Consider the following 15,829-nt stretch of genomic DNA (forward strand, 5'->3'; position numbering starts at 1 on the left):
ACACGGGGATTGCCCATGCGCCCTGAACATCCCGCTGGGGGATGAGGCACGGTGCGAACACCGCGCCTTGATGCCATTCCCGGTTCGCGCCCAAGGCGCAGACCAGGAGGAGGCCGTCTGGCGTTTGCTTAACGCAGCAGGGACAGCACGCCCTGCGGCAGCTGGTTGGCCTGAGCAATCATGGCCGTACCCGCTTGCTGCAAGATCTGGCCGCGTGAGAGGTTGGCCGTTTCCTGCGCGAAGTCGGCGTCCATGATTCGACCGCGCGAAGCCGCCTGGTTCTCGGATGACACCTGCAGGTTGGAGATCACCGAGTCAAACCGGTTTTGCACCGCACCGAATTCCGATCGGGCCGTGGTGATGGCGTCGATGGCGGCATCCAGATCGTCCATGGCCTGGAGTGCGCTTGTGGCGTCGGTGCCGAGGGTAGCCGCAGCGCCCTGGGTGTTGGAGCCCATGGCGACGGCGATGTCGCCGGTGGCGACCGTGATCTGGTTGTCGGCGGAGGTGTTGGCGCCCACCTGGAAAGTGAAGCTGCCCGAGGTACCACCCGTGCCGCTCAACAGCGACTGTCCGTTGAACTTGGTGTTCTCGATGACACGAGCGTTTTCAGCGGCCAGCGCCTTGTATTCGGTGTCGAGTGCCACGCGGTCGGTTGCGCTGTTGGTGTCGTTGGCCGATTGCACGGCCAGTTCACGCATGCGCTGCAGGTTGTCGCCGATCTTGCCCAGCGCGCCTTCAGCGGTCTGCGCCATCGAGATGCCGTCGTTGGCGTTTCGAATCGCCACGTTCATGCCCTTGACCTGGGCGTTCATGCGTTCGGCGATGGCCAGACCGGCGGCATCGTCTTTGGCGCTGTTGACACGCAAGCCTGAGGACAGGCGTTGCATTGCGGTACCCAGAGCGCCTGAAGATGCATTCAGGTTGCGCTGTGCGTTAAGAGACATCACGTTGGTGTTGATGGTGCTCATGGTTAACTCCTAAAAAATGAAACAAAGGTAATCCGGCATCGCTGCCGATCTCAACATGCCGACATTGCTGTCAGCCGCCATGACCGGTTGCTGGAGGCGAGCCGGCTGGACCCTGGGGCCACTGCCATCACACCGCGTCGCTTTCCGGACGACGAACCCTTTTTAGAAGTCCGTTGAGTTCAATTTCGGTGGTCCCGCCATATTCTTTAGCGCTGACTTGAATTAATTTGCTTGGATAAGCCACCGATGTGCATCTCATTTCCGGGCTTTGATACCGTCGAATGCCTGACCTGTTGCCCCTGTGGTCCTGCCGATCGCCCTGTGCATGTGCTTGAGCAGGCCCCATGACAGGTCGAACAGGTCAGAGCGGTGCAGACGCACCTTCACTATCGGCTCGCGGCGTGAAGAATCAAATAGACGGCCCTGCGCAGAGCGGGCGCCATGGTCACTTCGCCCACCGGGTGCAGCAAGGGATCCGGGGCCGATTCGATGCGGCATAAGGGCGGTTGACCGCTGGCTTGCGCGCGCTGGATGCCATGCATCTGATGTGCCGCCAGCTCTTGCAGCCCGGAGGTATGGGTCTTCACAGGCAATGCGGCCGTTTTTGTCGCGGTTGGCGCTGCAGCGGCTTCAACCCGGATCACCCTGATGGCATGAAAAACGTGTCACTTTGTTTCTGACAAGCCCATTTTGCGGTGCGGTGGCGCAGACCGCCCCTGTGCAGGGCAAACGCTGAAGGTACGCCTGCTTGTCGGCCCTGTTCCCGGAGATAACGAGAAAAATCAAATTTTTGAAAACCAAGGTTGTAGGAAAAAACCTGACACGTTTGGGTTGATTGCCTGACAGGCCAAACAGCAATGTACCGATTCAAGAATTTTTTCAGATCGACACAATTACTCACATCAGGTCAGCAGACGTAAGCACTCCGCTTCATCACCGACCTGGCGACAAACTCAAGGAGAGACTCATGGACAGCGAAACCCTCTTGGCCGAAATCCGCGAAGCCAACCTCACATATCTGATGCTGGCTCAAAACCTGATCCGCAAGGACCGTGCAGAAGCGCTGTTCCGTTTGGGTCTCACCGAAGAAGCTGCTGACCTGGTGGGCATGCTCTCCACCGCCCAGCTGCTCAAGATCGCTTCGAGCAACATGTTGCTGTGCCGCTTCCGTGTGGACGACGACCTGGTCTGGAGCCTGCTGACCAACCACAACATCAAGAAGGTGGACAACACCACCACCACCCAACTGCACGCCAGCATTCTGATGGCAGGCCGCTTCGCAGAGACGATGGCCACGCACTGAGCCTTATCGGCTGACAACGCTTCACTTCACAAGGGACAAACACAATGGCTGCCAAAAGCATCTTGAACGAGTCGCGCGACATTGAGCGCGCCATCTCCTTGATCAACCTCGGCGCTCGCCTGCAGGTGCTCGAATACGAGACCAGTTTGTCCTATGAGCGTTTGCTGCGTCTGTACAAGGAAGTGGCTGGTAAGTCACCGTCCAAGGGGCAACTGCCATTTTCGACCGACTGGTTTCTGACCTGGCAACCCAATATCCACGCTTCGCTGTTCTTGAACATCCATGAGTACCTCTCCAAGAGCAGTGAACTGGAGGAAATTGACACGGTGATCAAGGCCTTCCGTCTGTACAACGATCAGATGTCGGCCAGCCAGATCGAACCCCTGCTGTCTGTGACCCGCGCCTGGCGTCTGGTGAAGTTTGTCGACAACGGCATGCTCACGCTGACCAAGTGCTCCTGCTGTGGTGGCAGCTTTGTCACCGAGCCCTACGAGAATTCGCGCAATTTCACCTGCGGCTTGTGTGCGCCACCAGCCCGTGCTGGCAAAGGCAGTGGCAACGGGCTGCGCCTGCACTGACGGACCGGTGGTTTAACGGGCTTCGCTAGCCTTTCGCATCTTCCTCTCAAAGCACAAAAAGGGCCCTCATCAGGGCCCTTTTTGCGTCCACGCACCGCTTCATTCACACCTAGAGTTGACCGATAGAAAAGACAACGGCCTGTGCCCTGAGCGTTTCGGGTAAAGCCCTGTCCAAAAGGTCAAAAAAATGTTTCTCATCATCGGCTTCCTGTTTTCGATGGTTTGCATCTTTGGTGTCTACATCTTCCACGGTGGCAACATTCAGGTGGTGCTCACCGCGTTGCCATTCGAGATGATCACGATCCTGGGGGCGGCCATGGGCGCATTCATGATGAACAACCAGATGAAGGTGGTGAAGGCCACGTTGTCTGGCGTGGGTGCCGCTTTCAAGGGGTCCAAGTTCACCAAAGCGCGCTACATGGAGCTGTTGGCGCTGCAATACGACATTTTGCAAAAAGCCCGCAAGGAAGGGCTGATGGCCATTGAGCAAGACGTGGAGAACCCCGACCAGTCCGAGGTGTTCAAAAAATACCCCACCGTTTCCGGTGATCACCATGTGGTCGAGTTCATCACCGACTACCTGCGCATGATGGTCTCGGGCAACCTCAATGCCCACGAAATCGAATCCTTGATGGATGCGGAAATTGATACCCACCATGCCGAGGCCCATGCCCCTGTTGCAGCGGTTGCCCGGCTCGCCGGCGCCTTGCCAGCTTTCGGCATCGTGGCCGCCGTGCTGGGTGTGGTCAACACCATGGGCTCGGTGGGGCAGGCCCCCGCGATTCTGGGCGGCATGATCGCCTCCGCTCTGGTGGGAACTTTCCTCGGCATTTTGTTGGCCTACGGCGTGGTCGAGCCCCTGGCTGGCTTGATGGAGCAAAAGATGGAAGAGGGCAGCAAGGAATTTCAGTGCGTCAAGACCACCTTGCTTGCGAGCATGCAGGGTTATGCCCCGTCGACCGCGATCGAGTTCGGCCGCAAGGTCCTGTTCTCCGCCGATCGGCCCAGCTTCACCGAGCTTGAGAACCACGTCAAAGGCAAAAAGTGAAGAAACACCCTCCCGCGCCGCTTCGCGTCACCCCCCCTATGCTTCGCGAGGGGGTGCGCACCCAGTGGCCCGGCAAAGCCGGTTCCACGGGTGCACTGAACAATTGCCCTTCGTTCTCCGGAGAGGTTGTCTTAACCAAGGGCACCGCAGAACTGGCTTTGCCAGGCCGCCAGTGCCGCCCCCTCGGGGGGGTGACGCCGCAGGCGGCGCAGGGGGGGGCATCCTGTGGCCGATAAAAAACTCCAGCCAATCATCATCAAGCGCATCAAGAAGGGCGGTCATGTGGCCCATGGGGGTGCCTGGAAGATTGCGTATGCCGACTTTGTGACGGCCATGATGGCGTTCTTTTTGCTGATGTGGCTGCTCGGTTCCACCTCCAAGGGTGACCTCAATGGCATTGCCAGCTATTTCACCGCGCCGGTGAAGATTTCGTTGATGGGCGGCGACGGCACGGGCAACAGTGAAAGCATCTTGCCCGGCGGTGGACGCGATCTGAGCAAGTCTGCGGGTCAGGTCGATGGCGGCGATGCCGAGCGCGCGGCGAAACTGATCGGCGCCCAGATGGCACGGGCCGAACTGGCCCGAAAAGACGCCGTGCGCATCGATGCGCTGCAGAAAAAGATCAGCGAGATGGTCGCCAACAACCCGGCGCTGGCCGAATTTGGCAACCAGATCAAGTTGGAGCAAACCGAAGACGGTTTGCAAATCCAGATCGTTGACGAGCAAAACCGCCCCATGTTTGATGTCGGCAGCGCCATCGTCAAACCCTATATGCGCGACATCTTGCGCGAGATTGGCGGTGCCCTGGTCGGGGTGGAAAACCGCATCGCGCTTTCCGGCCACACCGACGCCATGCCTTATGGCAGCGGCGACAGGGGTTACAGCAACTGGGAGCTCTCGGCAGACCGGGCGAATGCCTCGCGCCGCGAACTCGTCACCGGCGGCTTGCCCGATGCCAAGATGGCCCGGGTGGAGGGGCTGGCGTCGAGCCGCCTGTTTGATCCGGACAACCCAAATGCGCCCGTCAATCGCCGCATCAGCATTCTTGTGCTCACGCGAGAAGCCGAAGAGCGTTTGCTGCAAAGGCCTTTGACCGATGCCGAACTGGCGACTGAAATGCCCGCGCCGGGTCCGGATCCGGTGTCTGCAGAGGCCAAGGCAACGCCATTTCTGGTGCCCCCTGGCTCACCTGAAACCCTTGAGGCGCTACAGAAAGCGCGTGAAATGACGAAGTCACCTACACAGCCTCGCCAGTAACCCGTCTGCCGCTTCCTTTTTTTTCAATCCCTCCCCTGGAGGTATTCATGTCAAGCCCAATGAAATTCCTGATCGTTGACGACTTCTCGACCATGCGCCGCATCGTGCGCAACTTGCTCAAGGAAATCGGCCATACCGATGCCGACGAAGCGGAGGACGGTGTGGTTGCGCTAAACAAGCTGCGAAACGGTACCTTCAACTTTGTCGTCAGCGACATCAACATGCCCAACATGAACGGCTTCCAGTTGCTCGCCGAGATCAAGAAGGATGAATCGCTCAAGCACCTGCCCGTGCTCATGGTGACCGCCGAGGCCCGCAAGGAAGACATCGTCATGGCGGCGCAGAACGGCGCAGCGGGCTACATCGTCAAACCCTTCACCAAGGCCACGCTCGAAGACAAGCTGGCCAACATCTTCAAGAAACTTGGCCTCTGACCGGCTTGTGGAGCACACCATGCAAGACCCATCAGAGGACAGCAATGCCGACGCTCAGTCGCAGGTTTACCAGCGTCTCGGGGGCATCACACGCCAACTGCACGACGCGCTCAAGGAATTGGGCCACGCCGACCGCCTCAAAGGCACGGTCGATCAGTTGCCCGACACCAAGAGCCGCTTGTCATATATTGCGCGGCTGACCGGCGAAGCGGCCGAGAAAGTGTTGAATCAGGTCGACGAGGCCAAGGAAGAGCAGGCGCAGATCGCATTGCGAGCCAGGAAACTGGTTGAGACCTTGTCGGGTGTTCCGGGCCTGGTGACAGCCATGCCCGAGTTGTTGCTCTGGTCCAAAGAGGTGGTCCAAGCCAGTGACCGCATCGACACCCGGCTCACCGAGATCATGCTGGCGCAAGATTTCCATGACCTCACTGGCCAGGTCATTGGCCGTGTGGTCCAGCTCGCCGCCACCATTGAATCTCAGTTGCTTGACCTGCTGCTCCACTCTTCTCCAGGCGGAAAACCTGGGGAAGACAAGGCCGTGTCGCCCACGCTGGAGCTCGACGGGCCGGTGGTAGACCGCGAAGGCCGCCCGGACGTGGTGAACGATCAGGCTCAGGTGGACGATTTGCTCGCCAGTCTCGGCTTCTAGACGGGTCCGGGTTATTTGGCCCATCCCCATCGCGGCTCAATTCGTGTGCCGCTCTGCCTCTCAAGGGGCAACGCTGGGCGATCGGCGGAGCCGAATCGGCGCCGTTCTCGGTTTGGGGCCTCCCGCCCGCCGCTGCCGGTTTGCCTCTTTTGGGTTTGTGTTGATTGAAAAGCGCGTGTAGATCGGTCCTTATCGTCCTTTAGTTTTTCGGACCCACTTTCACAATCTGTTTCATCCCATCCCGATGAAGCAGAGCGATGTCCGACTCCAGTCAAGACAAGAATTTACCCGCCACCGCGCAGCGCCTGAAGAAGGCGCGCGATGACGGCAACATTCCGCGCTCCAAAGATTTGTCGAACCTGTCGGTGCTGGGGGGTGGCGCTGCGGTGTTGATGATGCTGATGCCCATCGGTTTTGAGGCGTTGCGGGCGGGCCTGGCGAGCGATCTTCGCTTTGACTACCAGTCACTTCAGCACTCCGAAATGGTGGTCGAGCGGCTGACCCATGTTGTCGGACACGGCTTGATGGTGTACCTGCCGCTGGGCTTTTTCGTGCTGGCGATTGCGGTCGGCGTCACCTTCCTGGCCGGCAGCTGGGCCATCAGCACCAAGCCCATCACCCCTGACCTGACGCACCTCAGCCCCTTCAAGGGCATCGGGCGCATGTTCTCCAAATCCCAGTTGTTCGAGACCGCCAAGCTGAGTGTGCTCACGGTGATCGTGGGCGCGGTGGGCTGGAATTTTCTGTCCTCTCACCTGGCCCCTTTTGCCAGCTTGTTGATGCGACCGCTTGAGGGTGCTTTGGGACAGCTTGGGCAATGGATGATTTTTGGCGTGGCGTCGTTGATGGCCGTGGTGGTGCTGGTCGCATTGGTCGATTTCCCGATGCAGAAGTTTCTCTACAGCCAGCGCATGAAGATGTCGCAGCAAGAGGTCAAGCAAGAGCACAAACAGAGCGAAGGCGACCCCCAGATGAAAGGCCGGCGGCGGCAACGCCAGCGTGAACTGGCCCAGCGCGGAAGCATCACGGCCGTGCCCCGCGCCGACCTGGTGGTGGTGAACCCCACCCACTATGCCGTGGCCTTGCAGTACGACGACGCCACCATGAATGCGCCGCGCGTGATTGCCAAGGGCTCAGACCTGATCGCCATGAAGATCCGCGAGGTGGCCAAAGCCAACGACATCCCGGTGCTGCAGGCGCCCATGCTGGCCCGCGCCCTGTATGCGCACGCCGAGATCGATGGAGAGATTCCATCGGCGCTGTACACCGCCGTGGCGCAGGTGCTGGCTTATGTGTACCAGCTCAAGGCCGCCATGCGCGGCAAGGGCGTGATGCCCCGGGTGGCGCCATCGCCCGAGGTGCCCAAAGAACTCGATCCCCATTGGAAAAAGCCTGTTAACGGGATGCCCGCATGAACGCACAGATGAAGATCGTCCAGCAATGGATGGACAACAACGTTGGATGGGCCAAAGGCCTGGCCGCACCTTTGCTGGTGATCACGGTGTTGTCGATGATGGTGCTGCCGCTGCCGCCCTGGTTGCTGGACACCTTCTTCTCGCTCAACATCGCCCTGGCGCTGGTGGTGATGATGGTCTCGGCCTATATGCGCCGCCCGCTGGACTTCTCGGTGTTCCCGACCGTGTTGCTGTTGACCACCCTGTTGCGTCTCTCGCTCAACGTGGCTTCAACAAGGGTGGTCCTGATGGAAGGGCACACCGGGCCAGGCGCGGCCGGCGCGGTGATCGAGGCCTTTGGGCACTTCCTGATTGGCGGCAACTTCGCTGTCGGTTTCATCGTGTTTGCGATTCTGGTGGTGATCAACTTTGTGGTGATCACCAAGGGTTCCGAGCGCATTGCCGAGGTCTCGGCCCGCTTCACGCTGGATGCCATGCCTGGCAAACAAATGGCCATCGATGCCGATATGGGCGCGGGCCTGATCGATGAGGTCGAGGCCAAGCGACGCCGCGCCGAAGTGGGTGACGAGGCCGAGTTCTTTGGCTCCATGGACGGTGCATCCAAGTTCGTGCGTGGCGACGCCATCGCCGGCATCATCATTCTCTTCATCAACATCATCGGCGGGCTGATCATCGGCATGGTCCAGCACGGCCTGGGCGCCGGTGAGGCGGCCGACAGCTACATCCTGCTGGCCGTGGGCGATGCCCTGGTGGCCCAGATTCCTTCGCTGCTGATCTCGGTGGCCGCGGCCATGGTGGTCTCGCGCGTGGGCAAGGATGCCGACCTTGGTGGTCAGATCGTGGGCCAGATGTTCACGTCGTCCAAGGTGCTGGGTATCACCGCAGCGATTCTGTTCATGCTGGGCGTCGTGCCGGGCATGCCCCACACCGTGTTCCTGGCCTTCGCTGCCGTCATTGGCGCTCTGGCATGGTCGCGGTTGAAAGACGAGCGCAAGCCCGCGCCCGTGGAGGCCCAGGCACCGGTCAACCCCGAGGGGGAGGCCACCTGGGACGACTTGCAGCCTGTCGACCTGCTCGGTCTGGAACTGGGCTACCGCCTGATTGCCATGGTCGACAAGAACAAGCAGGGCGATTTGCTCACCCGTATCAAGGGTGTGCGCAAGAAATTCGCGCAAGAGGTCGGCTTCCTGCCGCCGGCGGTGCATGTGCGCGACAACCTCGAACTCAAGCCCAGCGGCTACCGCATCACCCTGCGCGGTGTCGTGGTGGGCGAAGGCGAGGTGTTTCCGGGCATGTTCCTCGCGATCGATCCCGGTGGCGTGAACACACCCCTGATCGGCACACCCACCACCGACCCCGCATTTGGCCTGCCAGCGCACTGGATCGAAGACAAGCAAAGAGAGAACGCGCAAATGGCGGGTTTTACGGTGGTTGATTCCGAGACTGTGCTGGCAACCCATCTTTCACACTTGATGCAAGTCCAGGCAGCCAGGTTGCTGAGCCGGACGGAGACCCAGGACCTGGTTGAACACGTCACCCGCCTGGCCCCGAAATTGATTGAAGAAGTCGTACCCAAGATGATCTCTGTCGCCGCGTTCCAGAAAGTGCTGCAGCTGCTGCTGGAAGAGTCGGTGCATGTGCGCGACATCCGCACCATCATCGAATCGATCGCCGAACACGCCCCGTCCACCACCGACCCTGTGGAGCTGGCCCGCAGGGTGCGCATTGCGCTGTCGCCCGCCATCGTGCAGCAGATCTATGGTTCGGTGAAAGAGCTGGAAGTGATCGCCATCGAGCCTGGCCTGGAGCGTTTGCTGATGCAGGCACTCTCGCCCAATGCCACCGGTGCACTTGATCCTGGCGTGGCCGACATGTTGAGCAAATCGGCCACCGACATCGCCAACCAGCAAGAGGAAAAGGGTGTGCCCGCCTGCTTGCTGGTACCCGACGCCATCCGCAACGCCATGGCGCGTCTGCTGCGCCGTTCGGCGCCTCGCCTGCAAGTGCTCTCGCACAGCGAAATTCCTGAAACCCATTTGATCCGCATTGGCCCGATTCTTGGAGAATTAGCATGAACATCCAGCGTTTCACCGCCGTGACCTCTCGCGAAGCCATGGCCAAGGCGCGCAACGCCTTTGGCGACAGCGCCGTGATTCTTTCCAGCCGCGCCACCGATGACGGTTTTGAGGTGATGGCCGCTGCCGAAGAGAGCCTGGCACCCATGGCCGCCACCACTTCTCTGATGCCTCGGGCCGATCGCATTGCGCCCATCGTCACGCGGCGCAGCGGCAGCCGGCCAGGCCGTCCTCCCCAGTTTGAAGATGACGACGACGAATCGGTCGAAGCCGATACCGAAGCGCTGGCCATGAGCACCCTGTCTTTCCAGGACTATGTGCGCGAACGCATGCTGCGCAAGCGGCGTGGCGAGTCCGATGACGAGCCTGCGGCGGTCGCGCCTCCGGTTGCGCGAGCGGCGAAAGGCCCCGCCCCGCGCGCGGCTGCACCGGCGCCCATGGCCCGAAGCGAAGTGCAGGAGGCGCCAGCAGTGGCCCAGGCGGTTCAGCAGGCTGCGCCCGCGATGCCGGCACAGCCCCAGCGCACGGCGATTCCCCAGCCCATCGTGACCCGCAACTCCGCCAGCGCCGACCGGACCCCCACTGCATCCATGTCCTACGCCGGCTCAACAGCGTCAGCGAGCAGCGTGGCGGCGGAGCTGACGGCGCTGAAAGACCTCATGGAGGAGCGCTTCAACACCTTGGCCTGGCTGGGCAACACCCGCCAGAACCCGGTGCAGTCGCAACTCATGCTCAAACTGATCCGCGCGGGGTATTCACCCGCGATGAGCCGTGCCGTGCTCGATCGCGTACCTGCCAATAGCGCCGCGCCGGAAGCCCAGCGTTGGGTGCAAGACACCATCAACCGCAACGTGAAGGCCTCTGCGCCTGGGCAAACGCTGTGCGACGAAGGTGGTGTGATTGCCCTGATCGGTGCCACCGGTGTCGGGAAAACCACCACCGCCGCCAAACTCGCAGCCCAGTGCATCAAACAATATGGCGCGGGCAGTGTGGGTCTCATCACGCTCGATACCTACCGTGTTTCGGGTTACGAGCAACTGCGCTCCTATGGTCGCATGCTCGGCGTGGTGGCCCACCTGGCCCACGACCGCGCCGCCCTCAAAGACCTGTTGACCTTGCTCGAGGGCAAGCGGATGGTGCTCATCGACACAGCCGGTCTGGGTCAGCGCGACCAGCGCATTCAGGACATGCTCGATGTGCTCGACATGCCCAGCATCAAGAAGGTGCTGGTGCTCAACGCCGGTTCTCACGGCGACACGCTTGACGATGTGCTCACCGCGTTCAAGGCCAGCACCCTGCACGGCGTGGTGCTCTCCAAAGTGGATGAAGCAGTCAAGCTGGGTCCATCGATCGATGCCCTCATCCGACATCAGGTGGTGTTGCGTGGTGTGGCCAATGGCCAGCGCGTGCCCGAGGACTGGCAGGAGCCCGATGCCAACGCCCTGGTGCGCATGTCATTCGGTACCGAAGGCAAATCGGCCTACGATCCGCTGCCTTCCGAGATGGGGCTGTACTTTTCCCAGGCTTCATCGATGGGATTGCAAATGGGGAGTTCCCATGTTTGAGTTTGGCGTTGACCAGGCTGCGGGTCTTCGCACCACATCCCCGACCAACCCGCCCGTCCTGATGCCCGTGGCCACCACCGCGCGGCCCGGTCAGGCGTACGAGTTGATCTGCACCGTCGCCTCCCAGTTGAATGCGATGGGGCACGACGCGGTGATCATCGATGGCAGTGCCATCGAGGCCGTCGAACGGCGTTCGCACGATGGCAGCCACCTGGGCTTGATCCACGCGCTGCTGGATTCTTCGATCGGCAGTCTGGGTGCGCCGCTTCCTTCGGCCGAGTGGTTGGTGATGCCTGGCGCCAAGGGCCTGCAGGTGTTGCAGCAGACCGCCCGCGCTGCGGGTGCCACGGTGGCCGTGTCGCGTTTGCTGGCGCCTTTCGCAGCGGGCACCGTGGTGCTTCTGTATGCACCCGCTCCGACCATCAGCGCCTTGTTTGCAGGCTTGCAAGCCCAGGTGCTTGTACCGGTGCTGGACCTGCCGCAGGCAACGATTGACGCATACGGTTCGCTCAAGACCTTGCATGGGGCGGGGCTGTGGCCTGTGCTTGCGCCCATGCACTGCCAGGCCGAGGCCACTCAGGCGCCGTTGGCCCAGGTGGTGCGAAGCGTTTGCGACTGTGCGCACCGTTACCTGCACTACCCGGTGGAGCAATGGGCCGTGGATACCTTGGGCCAACGGGTTCGAGAAGCGGCGTTCACCGTGCCCGGTCCCTCAGGCGCCAGCCTTGCCGTACAGACCGGCGCAATGAACAATTTCGCAGGGCACGCTGCGGCAATCCCTACACGATGGAGCTGAGCACGATGTACACCGCCAAAGGCACCCTCAACCGGGACGACCAATTGCGCAAATACAGCCCTTTGGTTCGTCGCCTCGCTCACCACATGATCGCCAAGTTGCCGCCCAGCGTGGAGATCGACGACCTGATTCAGGTCGGGATGATCGGACTGACTGAAGCCATCTCGCGCTTTGAACCCACGCAAGGCGTTCAGTTCGAAACCTTTGCCAGCCAGCGCATTCGCGGCGCGATGATCGATGAACTGCGAGAAGGTGACTGGATGTCGCGCGGCTCTCGCAAGAGCCAGAAAGACATCGAGCAGGCGGTGAGCCGCTTGCAACAAAAGCTGAAGCGCCCGCCGATCGAGTCCGAGATCGCCAAAGAGCTGGGCATGAACCTGGCCGACTACCAGCATCTGTTGGCCAAGGTGCGTGGCACCCAGCTTGTGTACCTGGAAGACATCGGTGGCCACAGCGAGGATGACGATGGTTTTCTGGACCGGCATGTGGGCGATGAGGAGGCCGAGCCTTCTGCGCGCCTGCAAGACCAGCGCATGCGCCAGGCCCTCGTGGCGGCCATCAATGTGTTGCCCGAACGCGAGCAACACATCATGAGCATGTATTACGAGCACGACATGAACCTCAAGGAAATCGCTGCGGTGCTCGGCGTGACCGAGTCGCGCATCTGCCAGCTGCACAGTCAGTCCATTGCCCGTCTGCGCACCAAGCTGCGCGAACACTGACGCACATTGGGGACCCACCCATTCACCGAGGCCACTTATGTTTGATGAAGAATTTCCCCGTTTGCGCGTGATCGATGCCTGCTTGCAGGAGCAGCGCTACGAAGAGTTGCAAGACCTGACGGAGGCAGAAGCGCAGCGAGGGCTCATCAGCGTTCAAACACTCAATGCGGCTCGCTGCATGCGGTCACCTGCCGTGGTGATCTATCTGGCATCCATCTGCGTTGCCAACCTGCCCGAGACCGAGGTGGCCGAGCGTTGGCTGGCGGTGTACCAGTCCATCGGCCAACGGAAATTCACCCCCGACTTTGAGCGCCTGTGCGCCAACAAGCCATTGGGTGCTGTCGTCGAGGTGGTGATGGGCCTGGGCTCGGCACAAGCTTTGCCGTTTGATCACTTCGCCTGGCGCAGTCCTCAGGACTGGCACGATGCCACCGAGTGTGCGATGGACTTTCAGCTGTACGACACCGTTTTGGCCATGCTCAAAGCGTTGATGTCCAAAAAGCTGGACGCTGTGGCCTGGCTGAACCTGGCGCGAGCGATGTTTTCGCGTCAGGAGAGCATCCGCCGTTGCCCTCAGATGGAAAGCCTGGGCGAGAGTTATTTGCTGATTCGGGACCAGTTGCCTCGGCAGGTGAAGGCGCTGGGGAAGGTGCGCAGCAGTCTCGCCCTTTACGCCACCCGGGCCTTCGCGCTGGCGGGTGTTCATGACCGGGTCATGGATACCGCGCCGCTGGCTGACACGCGGGACGACCGCTATTTCGCTCAATATGAAATGGCGCGGGCGATGTGCCGCATGCAGCGGCTGCCCGAAAGCATAGAGCGGCTGGATAACCTGCTGGTGACCATGAGCCGCTACCACCGGGACCATGGACTGCCGGTGCAAGGCGCACTGAAGCCGGCCGTCCAGGCACCTGTCTTCGATGTGAGCCAGGCTTCAAATGCGCTGGTGGAGTTGCAGGATCTGTTGCAGGGCGTGGGACAAAAAGCGTTTCTGGTCTCGGGCACCTTGCTCGGCTACGCCCGCGAAGGGCAATTGCTCGCGCACGACAAAGACATCGATGTGGGCATCGTGGGCTGGGAAGACCAGTTTGCGGTGGCCGAAGTCCTGTTCCAGAGCGGCCGGTTCGAAATCGATCTTGGCCGGCTTCACGGCGCGCGCAGCTACCACCTGCCAGTGCGGCACAAAGCCACGCGGGTGCACATAGACATCTTCATCTACCACCCCGAAAACGGCAAATGGGTGACCGGGGTCGATTCCGACTTTGGTTACCTCCAGAAGTTTGCCTTCACGCCGTTTGGCCTGAAGAAGGTGCAGTTCCTGGGCATTGATTTTTACGTGCCCGACGACGTGGAGAAAAAGCTGGAGGAGAACTTCGGCAACTGGCGCGAGTCCGACCCTTGCTACATCTCGCACCTCGAATCCCCCTCAACGGTGGACGTGGGCGGGCTGGAATACCAGGTGGTGGCACGCTTGCGGGCGCTTGAGGCCATGGCATCGGGCAATGGCAACAAGCTGTCGCGCGTGGTCACCCTGATGGAACGCCTGAGCGACCACCCTCACAGCATTCGAGGGCAGGCACTGGCCGCCCTGAATGCCTATCTGAGTACACAGCAGCAGGTGGAGGTGGCCCATGCCGCGTGATATCGCCTTCATCTTGCTGGCTGGCGGCAGTGGCAGCCGGCTGGACTCGCCCATTCCCAAGCAGTTCATTCGGGTCGCCGGCAAGACCATCGTGGAGCACAGCTTTGCGAACCTGGCGGCGTTTGCACCCGATGCGCGGATCGTCATCACCGTGCCCTCGGATGCGCTGGCGTTTGCGCGCGCGATGTTCGAAGGTACCCGCGCCGAGGTGATCGTGGGCGGCTCGTCGCGCCAGGCCTCTACCTGGGCAGGGCTGCGGCACCTCGGGCCGGACGCACCCAAAAACGTGGTCATTCACGATTCGGCACGGCCGTTCCTGAGCCACCAGATACTGCACGATGTGGTCGAAGCGCTGGAGCAATACGAAGCCGTTGATGTGGGTATCAAAACCACCGACACCATCATTGTCGAACGCGACGGCTTCATTCAGAGCATTCCCAAGCGTGAGCACATTTACCGGGGTCAGACCCCCCAGGCATTTCGCTATGGTGCGCTGGTCAAATGCTACGAAGAGCTTGGGGCGGAGAACATCGGCGGCTTCACCGACGATTGCGGCATCTACCAGCGTTGCAACCCGCAGGGAAAGATCCGCATCGTTCAGGGCAGCCCTGAAAACATCAAGATCACCGATTCGGTGGACCTGGTGCTGGCCGACGAACTCTTTCGCATTCGCATGCAGCATCTGATGCCCAATGCCTCCGGGCTGGATCTCAAAGGAAAGAACACCCTGGTATTTGGCGGCAGCGATGGCATCGGGAAAGCGATTGTTCAGGTGCTCCAGGAAGCGGGCAGCCAGGTGGAAAGTGTTTCCCGGCGCAGTGGCTGTGATGTGTCTGACCACCAACAGGTCAGTGCCGTGATCGCAGACGCGATGCGCCGCTGGGGGCATATCGACAACGTGGTCAACGCCGCCGGCCTGCTGATCAAGAATCCGCTGGACCGCCAGTCGCACGGGGAAGTGGCCTCGCAGGTGTCGGTGAACCTGATGGGTTCGCTCAATGTGGCGCAATGCAGCCACAGCGCACTCAAAGCGTCACACGGCATGCTGTTGCAGTTTTCGTCTTCCTCGTTCACGCGGGGCCGGGCCGACTACACCCCTTATTCCGCCTGCAAAGCCGCCATCGTCAACCTCACCCAAGGCCTGGCCGACGAGTGGATGGACGACGGCATCCGTGTCAACTGCATCGTGCCGGGCCGCACCGACACGGCCATGCGGCGCAGCAATTTTGCGGCCGAAGATTCGCGCAGTCTGCTCAGCCCCTACGAGGTGGCGCTGGTATCGGCCAAGTTGCTCAGTTCGGGCAGCACAGGCGTGATTGCCCGCATCTGACCATTTTTCCATTTCAGGAGCGGCCACCGCTGTTCCGGTCTGTC

General features: G+C 61.0%; 15 protein-coding genes. 13 read left to right on the plus strand and 2 right to left on the minus strand.

Annotated features, from left to right (window positions below; translation table 11 throughout):
* Positions 1 to 128: 128 nt before the first annotated feature.
* Positions 129 to 971 (minus strand): flagellin N-terminal helical domain-containing protein, encoded by an 843-nt coding sequence (locus tag LPB072_RS04525; protein WP_066092170.1) that lies wholly within the window; start codon positions 969 to 971, stop codon positions 129 to 131.
* Positions 972 to 1,357: 386 nt separating this feature from the next.
* Positions 1,358 to 1,558, minus strand: coding sequence for a hypothetical protein (locus LPB072_RS04530; RefSeq protein ID WP_157559232.1), 201 nt, complete (start codon positions 1,556 to 1,558; stop codon positions 1,358 to 1,360).
* A 380-nt stretch (positions 1,559 to 1,938) separates the two neighbouring features.
* On the opposite strand from LPB072_RS04530, the gene flhD reads away from it, so the two are divergent.
* The 13 genes from flhD (at position 1,939) to LPB072_RS04595 (ending at position 15,785) form a co-directional block, all read left to right on the plus strand.
* Positions 1,939 to 2,274 carry a flagellar transcriptional regulator FlhD gene (gene flhD, locus LPB072_RS04535; RefSeq protein WP_066092177.1) on the plus strand — a complete coding sequence of 112 codons (336 nt, stop codon included), beginning with the start codon at positions 1,939 to 1,941 and terminating at the stop codon, positions 2,272 to 2,274.
* A 44-nt stretch (positions 2,275 to 2,318) separates the two neighbouring features.
* Positions 2,319 to 2,852: a flagellar transcriptional regulator FlhC gene (gene flhC / locus LPB072_RS04540; protein ID WP_066092180.1), complete on the plus strand. Its 534-nt coding sequence runs from the start codon at positions 2,319 to 2,321 to the stop codon at positions 2,850 to 2,852.
* Between the two features lie 187 nt (positions 2,853 to 3,039).
* On the plus strand, positions 3,040 to 3,900 hold the full coding sequence (gene motA, locus LPB072_RS04545) for a flagellar motor stator protein MotA (protein ID WP_066092183.1): 861 nt from the start codon (positions 3,040 to 3,042) through the stop codon (positions 3,898 to 3,900).
* 225 nt (positions 3,901 to 4,125) lie between these two features.
* Positions 4,126 to 5,157 carry a flagellar motor protein MotB gene (gene motB, locus LPB072_RS04550; protein WP_082876999.1) on the plus strand — a complete coding sequence of 344 codons (1,032 nt, stop codon included), beginning with the start codon at positions 4,126 to 4,128 and terminating at the stop codon, positions 5,155 to 5,157.
* 47 nt (positions 5,158 to 5,204) lie between these two features.
* Positions 5,205 to 5,591, plus strand: a complete 387-nt coding sequence (cheY, locus tag LPB072_RS04555; protein ID WP_066092188.1) for a chemotaxis response regulator CheY — start codon at positions 5,205 to 5,207, stop codon at positions 5,589 to 5,591.
* 19 nt (positions 5,592 to 5,610) lie between these two features.
* Positions 5,611 to 6,240, plus strand: coding sequence for a protein phosphatase CheZ (locus LPB072_RS04560; protein WP_066092643.1), 630 nt, complete (start codon positions 5,611 to 5,613; stop codon positions 6,238 to 6,240).
* Between the two features lie 257 nt (positions 6,241 to 6,497).
* Positions 6,498 to 7,655, plus strand: coding sequence for an EscU/YscU/HrcU family type III secretion system export apparatus switch protein (locus tag LPB072_RS04565; RefSeq protein ID WP_066092191.1), 1,158 nt, complete (start codon positions 6,498 to 6,500; stop codon positions 7,653 to 7,655).
* 8 nt (positions 7,656 to 7,663) lie between these two features.
* Positions 7,664 to 9,730 (plus strand): flagellar biosynthesis protein FlhA, encoded by a 2,067-nt coding sequence (gene flhA / locus LPB072_RS04570; protein WP_407927801.1) that lies wholly within the window; start codon positions 7,664 to 7,666, stop codon positions 9,728 to 9,730.
* Positions 9,727 to 11,295, plus strand: coding sequence for a flagellar biosynthesis protein FlhF (gene flhF / locus LPB072_RS04575; protein ID WP_066092196.1), 1,569 nt, complete (start codon positions 9,727 to 9,729; stop codon positions 11,293 to 11,295). The genes flhA and flhF overlap by 4 nt, the downstream gene beginning before the upstream one ends.
* Positions 11,288 to 12,091 carry a hypothetical protein gene (locus LPB072_RS04580; protein WP_066092199.1) on the plus strand — a complete coding sequence of 268 codons (804 nt, stop codon included), beginning with the start codon at positions 11,288 to 11,290 and terminating at the stop codon, positions 12,089 to 12,091. The genes flhF and LPB072_RS04580 overlap by 8 nt, the downstream gene beginning before the upstream one ends.
* A gap of 5 nt (positions 12,092 to 12,096) precedes the next feature.
* Entirely contained in the window at positions 12,097 to 12,813 is a 717-nt protein-coding gene (locus tag LPB072_RS04585; RefSeq protein WP_066092646.1) for an RNA polymerase sigma factor FliA, read from the plus strand.
* Between the two features lie 37 nt (positions 12,814 to 12,850).
* Positions 12,851 to 14,455 carry a hypothetical protein gene (locus LPB072_RS04590; RefSeq protein WP_066092201.1) on the plus strand — a complete coding sequence of 535 codons (1,605 nt, stop codon included), beginning with the start codon at positions 12,851 to 12,853 and terminating at the stop codon, positions 14,453 to 14,455.
* Positions 14,445 to 15,785 (plus strand): bifunctional cytidylyltransferase/SDR family oxidoreductase, encoded by a 1,341-nt coding sequence (locus tag LPB072_RS04595; RefSeq protein WP_066092204.1) that lies wholly within the window; start codon positions 14,445 to 14,447, stop codon positions 15,783 to 15,785. The genes LPB072_RS04590 and LPB072_RS04595 overlap by 11 nt, the downstream gene beginning before the upstream one ends.
* Positions 15,786 to 15,829: the final 44 nt, after the last annotated feature.

This window comes from Hydrogenophaga crassostreae (genome assembly GCF_001761385.1).
GTDB lineage: Bacteria > Pseudomonadota > Gammaproteobacteria > Burkholderiales > Burkholderiaceae_C > Hydrogenophaga > Hydrogenophaga crassostreae.